This is a genomic window from Flavobacterium sp. RSP49 (assembly GCF_003968735.1).
Taxonomy (GTDB): domain Bacteria; phylum Bacteroidota; class Bacteroidia; order Flavobacteriales; family Flavobacteriaceae; genus Flavobacterium.
Map to the genome: position 1 here is coordinate 67,881 of NZ_RYDN01000011.1, position 7,016 is coordinate 74,896.

The following is a 7,016-nucleotide window of genomic DNA, read 5'->3' on the forward strand; positions in this document are numbered from 1 at the left end:
CTAAAATGGTTTTAGAATCTCTAAATTTATTTTAGAAGTTTTCTAACCTCAATACAAAATCCCATTTTGTTCTAAAACAAGATGGGATTTTTTTTGTTTGAAAAAAAATTAAAACACTAAATTTGAAATTTAATTTTTATTTATGTTCAAAACCAAAAAAGAACTTGTATTCGTTATTCTCGCCGGAATATTCATTACTAACGCCGTTACTGCTGAACTCATCGGTGGGAAACTGATACAAATAGGTCCGTTTGTAATGAGCATCGGTATTTTGCCTTGGCCTATTGTTTTCCTGACAACTGATTTAATCAATGAATACTTTGGAGAAAAAGGAGTAAAGAAATTGTCCTTAATCACAGCCGGTTTAATCGTCTACTCTTTCCTTGTTTTACTTTTTGCGATCAATATTCCCGCCGCAAAAGGAATAAGCCCAGTCAATGACGAACAGTTTTTTGCCGTTTTTGGACAAAGCATGTGGATCATAGTGGGAAGTATCATTGCGTTCCTAGTTTCTCAATTGATAGACGTAAGCGTTTTTTGGTTTTTCAAAAACCGTACAGGAAACAAAAAAATATGGCTCAGAGCTACGGGTTCTACTATCATTTCGCAATTATTCGATTCTTTTATTGTGTTGGGAATTGCTTTTTGGTTGCCCGGAAAAATAAACTTTGATACATTTTTAACCTCCGCCTTAACAGGCTATACATTTAAACTTGGTATTGCCATTCTCTTGACTCCTTTAATTTACTTGGGTCACTATTTAATAAAAAACTATTTAGCCACTGATAACAAATGATTACAGACGATAAACCTCGCTGTGGATGGTGTACTTCTAGCGTTTTGTATAAAAAATACCACGACGAAGAATGGGGTGTTCCCGTGTATGAGGACGCCACTTTATTTGAATTTTTACTACTTGAAACGTTTCAGGCTGGACTCAGTTGGATTACTATTTTGAACAAGAGAGAAAATTTTAGAGCTGCTTTTAACCAATTTGACTATAAAAAAACAGCATTTTATACCGAAAATAAAATTCAGGAATTACTCCTTGATGCAGGAATTATTCGCAATCAGTTAAAAATTCGCGCAGCCGTTTCTAATGCTACTGCCTTTATGAAAGTACAAGAGGAATTTGGCGGTTTTTCAAAATATATTTGGGAATTTACTGGAGGAAAACCCATTCAAAACAACCGACAATCTCTAAAAGAAGTTCCTGCAACCACTCCACTTTCGGATAAAATAAGCAAAGATTTGAAAAAACGCGGATTCAAATTCGTTGGTTCTACAGTAGTTTATGCACTCATGCAAGCCACCGGAATGGTTGATGATCACGTTGCAGATTGCTGGAAAAAACAGTAGTGAGTAATCCGTTTTCGACAGTTAAATTATCAAATAAAACTTTAAATCCGAAACTTTAATCAAAAAAACCATTACATTTGTTTCACACTTTAGGGGTGTCTACAACATTGTAGGCTGAGAATTACCCTCTGAACCTGATCTAGTTCATACTAGCGTAGGGAAAAGTAAGATGACTTCCTAGTACATTTATGTACTCTTGTAGCCATTCCTAAAGTATAACTGTATACTAAATTCAAAAGGAATGGAACTCAAAATCAACAATCAAACGAAACAATTTGCAACTGACAGTCTTACTGTTCAGGCACTTCTTGACTTCGAAATTCCCATAAAACAAAACGGAATTGCCGTAGCCATAAACAATACCGTGATCCCAAAATCCGACTGGAATTCTTACCAGATACAAGAAACCGATAACATTCTAATCATCTCTGCAACTCAAGGAGGATAGTTTGGCTGCTCGGGCGGGCTATCCATTTCAAGTCCGCAGTTGCAATCCTATAAAACATAGTCTTAGTCAAAGCTTCCTTACGGTCGCATCACTAATCCTTGTTTTATCTGGCTTTCCACTTTACGGGCTTTCCATTACTATCCCTAGCAGAACTCCGACTACTAAAAAATTATTTTATCAATAAAGCTTTAAAAGCTTTAAAAACTAAAACAAAAAAATCTGCCGAATCAGCCGAATCTGCGTGAAAAATAGAAAAATAACCTAAGACCTTTATAAATGAATACCGAAGAAAAAATTTCAAGAACTCCTTTTCCAAACTCTACAAAAATTTACGTAGACGGAACCATTCATCCCATAAAAGTAGCGATGCGAGAAATTGTATTAGCTGACACTAAAATGTCAAACGGCCGAATAGAAAAAAATCCACCTATAACGGTTTATGATACTTCGGGCCCATTTACCGACCCAAATATCGAAATTGACATTCGAAAAGGATTGCCCCGCATTCGGGAACAATGGATTCTAGATCGCAATGATGTAGAAGCACTGACTGAAATCTCTTCCGAATACGGGAAAAAGCGTTTGAATGACAAAAAATTAAACGAATTGCGTTTTGAATATTTGCACAAACCCATGCGCGCCAAAAAAGGAGCCAACGTTTCCCAATTGTATTATGCAAAACAAGGAATCATTACTCCAGAAATGGAATACATCGCCATTCGTGAAAACCAACGATTGGAGTTGATAAACGATCAAACCAAGGCCATGCAACAGCAACACGAAGGAAATAGCTGGGGCGCAAACACTCCCTCTCCTTCGGGGAGGGATGGGGTGGGGAAAATCACCCCTGAATTTGTCCGCAGCGAAGTAGCAAGAGGCCGTGCCATAATTCCAAATAACATCAACCATCCTGAAAGTGAGCCTATGATTGTAGGTCGTAACTTCTTGGTAAAAATTAATGCTAACATTGGCAACAGCGCCGTAACCTCAACAATCGAAGAGGAAGTTGAAAAAGCAGTTTGGGCTTGCCGCTGGGGAGCTGACACGATTATGGATTTATCAACCGGTAAAAACATTCACGAAACCAGAGAATGGATTATCCGAAATTCTCCTGTGCCAATTGGAACCGTGCCTATTTACCAAGCTTTGGAAAAAGTAAATGGCGTGGCCGAAGATCTCACTTGGGAAGTCTATCGGGATACGTTAATAGAACAAGCAGAACAAGGGGTTTCCTATTTTACCATCCATGCCGGTGTTTTATTGCGCTACATCCATTTGACTGCGGAACGTGTTACCGGTATTGTTTCCCGTGGCGGTTCGATTATGGCAAAATGGTGTTTGTTTCACCATAAAGAAAACTTTCTTTACACTCATTTTGAAGATATATGCGAAATCATGAAACAATATGACGTAGCGTTTTCATTAGGAGATGGGTTGCGTCCCGGTTCTATTGCCGATGCGAATGATGCCGCTCAGTTTGCCGAATTAGAAACACTCGGTGAACTGACAAAAATCGCCTGGAAACACGATGTACAAGTATTTATTGAAGGCCCCGGTCACGTGCCCATGCACATGATTAAGGAAAACATGGACAAACAATTAGAGCACTGTGATGAAGCTCCTTTTTATACTTTAGGACCATTAACTACTGATATTGCTCCAGGTTATGATCACATCACCTCTGCAATTGGAGCTGCTATGATTGGCTGGTATGGTTGTGCGATGTTGTGCTACGTGACACCAAAAGAACACCTTGGTTTACCCAACAAAAAAGACGTTAAAGACGGCGTAATCACGTATAAGATTTCGGCTCATGCTGCTGATTTGGCCAAAGGGCATCCCGGATCGCAATACCGTGACAATGCTTTGAGCAAAGCCCGTTTTGAATTCCGTTGGGAAGACCAATTCAACTTATCCTTAGATCCCGATACAGCTCGTGAATTTCATGATGAAACATTACCGGCAGATGGTGCCAAAGTAGCTCATTTTTGTTCCATGTGTGGACCCAAATTTTGTTCGATGAAGATCTCGCAAGAAATTCGGGATGTCGCCGAAGCCGAAAAAGGAATGAAAGAAAAATCACAAGAATTTGTAGAAAGCGGAAAAGAAATTTACATATAAGACAATAGAGAAAAGATTATGATCGTAATCACAAATCCAATTCCTATAACTAACCAAATCGACACCATTCATTCTCTTTTTGAGAATGGACTGGAGTTGCTTCATATTCGGAAACCTGATTTTTCAGAAACAGAAATGAACGCTTTTTTATCCGAAATAAAATCCGATTTCAGAAAGCAATTGGTTTTGCACAGTCATCATCAACTGGCCTCCGCAGCTGGAATAGATCGAATTCATTTTACAGAAAAAGCAAGAATTGAAACATTCGAGCAAGGTTTAAAAAACTGGAAAGAAAATGGGTTTAAACTCTCTACTTCGATTCACAATATGATCGATTTTGAACAACTATCCAATGTTTTTGACTATGCTTTTTTCGGGCCGGTTTTCGAAAGTATTTCTAAACCAAATTATGCTTCGGATATTGACTTTAAAAAAGCATTGCAACAAAGGAAGAATAACGAAACTTCATTAGTAGCACTTGGAGGAATTACTTCTGATAAAATCAAAACTGCATTAGAATATGGCTTTGATGATGTGGCTCTTTTAGGAACCCTTTGGAACTGTAATAATCCAATAGAAAATTTTAAACAATGCCAGAAAACAGACCTTTCGCAATAACCATTGCAGGCTTAGATCCTTCTGCAGGCGCGGGAGTTTTAGCAGACATCAAGACATTCGAGCAACATAACGTTTATGGTTTTGCCGTCAATACTGGCAACACCATTCAAACCGAAAAGGAGTTCTTCGAAATACAATGGACTGACTTAGATTTTGTTTTGAAATCCTTAGAAAAATTGTTCAAAAATCACACTATTAAAGCAGTAAAAATTGGAATAGTTCCTTCATTAGATTATCTAAAAGAAATTGTTTTTGTTATAAAAAAACTTTCGACAAAAACAAAGATTGTATGGGATACCGTTTTAAAATCGACAACCGAATTTCGTTTTATAACTATAGACAATCAAGATGTTTTAATTGAATTATTAAAAAAAATAGATTTAATAACACCCAATTACAATGAAATTTTACAACTTTCCGTAGTAGAAAAAAATCCTGAATTAATTGCTCACGATGTATCCAAACATTGTGCTGTATTGCTAAAAGGCGGTCACAATCCTCGGGCAATTGGTGTTGACTGTTTGTATACCGGAAAGGAAACCTTCATGCTTACGCCAAATAACACTTCGGTTTTCGAGAAACACGGCTCCGGCTGCGTATTATCATCAGCGATTACAGCCAATTTAGCTCTGGGACAAGATTTAAAGGCAGCCTGCATCAATGCGAAAATATATATAGAAACGTACTTAAAATCGAACAAAACCAAATTAGGATACCATCATGTATAATAAGCTACACTACATTTCGCAAGGAACTACTGTCGAAGAACAATTGCACAACATTCACAAAGCACTGGACAATGGTTGCCATTGGATACAATTGCGATTCAAAAATCAAAACGCGCTTGAAGTTTTCACTTTGGCGGAAGCCGTAAAAATGTTATGTAAAGAATATTTAGCCACTTTTATCATCAATGACAACGTGCATTTGGTAAAGCAATTGGATGCCGATGGCGTTCATTTGGGCTTAAGTGATATGAAAGTGGAAGAAGCAAGACTAATTTTAGGAACAACAAAAATCATTGGAGGAACGGCAAATACTTTTATAGATGTGCGCCAAAGGACAGCCGAAAACTGTGATTATATAGGTCTGGGTCCGTTCCAATTCACGACAACCAAACAAAATTTAAGTCCCATTTTAGGATTGGAAGGGTATCGATTGATTATCCAACAAATGAAAATAAAAAACATCCAAATTCCCATTTATGCCATTGGAGGAATCACACTAGAAAACGTAGAAGACCTGATGGAAACTGGAATTCAGGGTATTGCAGTTTCTGGTTTGATCACCCAAAGCAAAAATCCATCTCAACTCATCAAGCAACTTAACGACAAATTATATGGTACCATTTAAAATAGGAGACAAGACCTTTCATTCCCGCTTGTTTTTAGGCACAGGAAAATTCGGTTCTAATCAACAGATGGAAGAAGCCATTTTAGCCTCTGGAACCGAGTTAGTAACCGTAGCGCTAAAACGTATCGATTTAGAAACGGAAACCGATGCCATTTTATCCCATCTCAAACATCCGCTGATTAATTTGCTACCCAATACTTCTGGCGCACGAAATGCCAAAGAAGCGGTTTTTGCGGCACAACTAGCACGAGAAGCGTTGGAGACCAATTGGCTTAAACTGGAAATTCATCCCGATCCAAAATATTTGATGCCCGATGCAATCGAAACCTTAAAAGCTACGGAAGCATTAGCCAAATTAGGATTTATCGTTTTGCCTTACATCCATGCCGACCCCGTTTTATGTAAACGACTGGAAGACGCAGGAACTTCGGCGGTGATGCCTTTAGGTTCTCCAATTGGTAGCAACAAAGGATTAAAAACCATCGATTTTTTAGAAATAATAATTGAACAGAGCAGAGTTCCCGTGATTATAGACGCTGGAATTGGCGCACCATCCGATGCAGCAAAAGCGATGGAACTCGGAGCTGACGCGGTTTTAGTAAACACAGCAATAGCAGTAGCTGGAAATCCTATATTGATGGCAGAAGCTTTTAGAGAAGCCGTTATTGCTGGTCGAAAAGCATTCGAATCACAATTAGCCCAAAAAGTAAATCGTGCAATGGCTTCAAGTCCTTTGACCGCGTTTTTGTATGAGTAATCTATTTTTGGTCTATTTACAAGAAAACTGTTGAAAAAATGGCACGCAGATTTTACAGATTTTCGCAGATGGGAAATAAAAAATCGGCTAAAATTCCTAAAATATACGTGTAACAAAAAATTATAAATCGCATTGAAATAGCTAGATTTAATTTATAATGAGTACTATATTTTTGGTCTATTTACAAGAAAACTATTGAGAAAATGGCACGCAGATTTTACAGATTTACACAGATGGGAAATAAAAAAATGGCTCAAATTCCTAAAATATACGTGCAACAAAAAATTATAAATCGCATTGAAATAGCTAGATTTAATTTATAATGAGTACTATATTTTTGGTCTATTTACAAGAAAACTG

At 37.6% G+C, this 7,016-nt stretch carries 8 protein-coding genes and 1 riboswitch; all 8 genes read left to right on the top strand.

What is annotated here, in order from left to right:
- Positions 1-142 precede the first annotated feature (142 nt).
- The 8 genes from EKM02_RS07810 to EKM02_RS07845 all read left to right on the top strand — a co-directional run bounded on the left by EKM02_RS07810 (position 143) and on the right by EKM02_RS07845 (position 6,656).
- Entirely contained in the window at positions 143-796 is a 654-nt protein-coding gene (locus tag EKM02_RS07810; protein WP_126453919.1) for a queuosine precursor transporter, read from the top strand.
- Positions 793-1,359 carry a DNA-3-methyladenine glycosylase I gene (locus EKM02_RS07815; RefSeq protein ID WP_126453921.1) on the top strand — a complete coding sequence of 189 codons (567 nt, stop codon included), beginning with the start codon at positions 793-795 and terminating at the stop codon, positions 1,357-1,359. Before EKM02_RS07810 ends, EKM02_RS07815 begins: the two co-directional genes overlap by 4 nt.
- Positions 1,360-1,440: 81 nt before the next feature.
- Positions 1,441-1,537, top strand: a riboswitch (TPP riboswitch).
- A gap of 63 nt (positions 1,538-1,600) precedes the next feature.
- Positions 1,601-1,807, top strand: coding sequence for a sulfur carrier protein ThiS (thiS, locus tag EKM02_RS07820; RefSeq protein WP_126453922.1), 207 nt, complete (start codon positions 1,601-1,603; stop codon positions 1,805-1,807).
- Between the two features lie 276 nt (positions 1,808-2,083).
- Positions 2,084-3,928, top strand: coding sequence for a phosphomethylpyrimidine synthase ThiC (gene thiC, locus EKM02_RS07825; RefSeq protein WP_126453924.1), 1,845 nt, complete (start codon positions 2,084-2,086; stop codon positions 3,926-3,928).
- Between the two features lie 18 nt (positions 3,929-3,946).
- Complete coding sequence (locus EKM02_RS07830; protein WP_126453926.1) at positions 3,947-4,546, top strand: thiamine phosphate synthase; 600 nt, start codon at positions 3,947-3,949, stop codon at positions 4,544-4,546.
- On the top strand, positions 4,519-5,274 hold the full coding sequence (locus tag EKM02_RS07835; protein ID WP_126453928.1) for a hydroxymethylpyrimidine/phosphomethylpyrimidine kinase: 756 nt from the start codon (positions 4,519-4,521) through the stop codon (positions 5,272-5,274). The genes EKM02_RS07830 and EKM02_RS07835 overlap by 28 nt, the downstream gene beginning before the upstream one ends.
- Entirely contained in the window at positions 5,267-5,899 is a 633-nt protein-coding gene (locus tag EKM02_RS07840; RefSeq protein ID WP_126453930.1) for a thiamine phosphate synthase, read from the top strand. The genes EKM02_RS07835 and EKM02_RS07840 overlap by 8 nt, the downstream gene beginning before the upstream one ends.
- Positions 5,886-6,656 carry a thiazole synthase gene (locus EKM02_RS07845; RefSeq protein ID WP_126453932.1) on the top strand — a complete coding sequence of 257 codons (771 nt, stop codon included), beginning with the start codon at positions 5,886-5,888 and terminating at the stop codon, positions 6,654-6,656. The genes EKM02_RS07840 and EKM02_RS07845 overlap by 14 nt, the downstream gene beginning before the upstream one ends.
- Positions 6,657-7,016 lie beyond the last annotated feature (360 nt).